Genomic DNA, 931 nt, shown 5'->3' with positions numbered 1-931 from the left:
TCACACCATTTCCGTACGGCCAATCCGCTATTGCGCTGCTCCTTGATGATCTCCATCCATTTCGCCTTCAATAGTTCATGACGGGCTTGTTTCATTGTGGCCAATTCCTATCCTCTCCTTACTTACGGTTTTAACCCTGGCTAAGCATGCTTAGTGGAGACTAAAACCGGTTTATAGAGAAGATTATCTCATGGTTCTACGCTGCATAGAATCCGTGCTTTTAATGACCGCTTACTCTCATTCACCGTACTCGTGGCTTATTTAGACCGTTATATTCATGGACCAGCCTCAATTTTTCTTCCGGTGACTCTATTGTTCTATAGGTCATAAAAAAGCTCCCTTCAAGATCAACAGTGTTTTATTTCACTGTCTTTCTTAAAGGGAGCATATCAACTCGTCCAAAATGAGTCAGGGAGGGCCTCTTTCCGTCCTCCCATGTTGTTATGGTCATTATATCCGTCTATTTGCGGACAGGCAAGCTTGGCAGGTTATGGGATCGTGTCAACTTACTGTTGGTTGAAATTTGAGAGTATCTCTCCGTTGTTTACTTTTAGGCAGAACGAAGTGCCTTAAAGAATTTGTACATGGTGGTCAGTTTACCGATATCCAAGATTGTGATATTGGTCGAAAACTCTGCATAGCCCTGTTTTTTCTTCCGTAGGGTCTCCGAATCAAGCTTCAACGGCTGAATCGTCTCTAGCATCTTCTCCTTGCTGGAATTGAGGAGTCCACGAATAGAGCCTCCATTCCGGGTGTACACCCGGAGTTTGGCAATGTTTTCGGCCCCCAGCTTGCTCCAGGATAAGGGCCTGGAACTCAAGCGATGCGACAGTACATGACTGACATGGCCTTCTGCACTGCATTCCACATAGCCTGGAAGGTGACGGTTCTGGATTTCCGCCCAGTTTCCCAGCAGATACGTCCGGCAGCT

At 46.2% G+C, this 931-nt stretch carries 1 protein-coding gene; it reads right to left on the bottom strand.

Annotated elements, in window-relative coordinates:
- Window positions 1–550 precede the first annotated feature (550 nt).
- A partial coding sequence (locus KCG48_RS15120; RefSeq protein WP_211802888.1) for a UPF0236 family transposase-like protein occupies window positions 551–931 on the bottom strand: 381 nt, incomplete at its 5' end.

Source organism: Proteiniclasticum sediminis, from assembly GCF_018128025.1.
In the GTDB taxonomy this organism is placed as follows: Bacteria; Bacillota; Clostridia; order Clostridiales; family Clostridiaceae; genus Proteiniclasticum; species Proteiniclasticum sediminis.
Note: the sequence above shows the minus strand (reverse complement) of the source record. Positions and strands in the feature narration are given on the sequence as shown.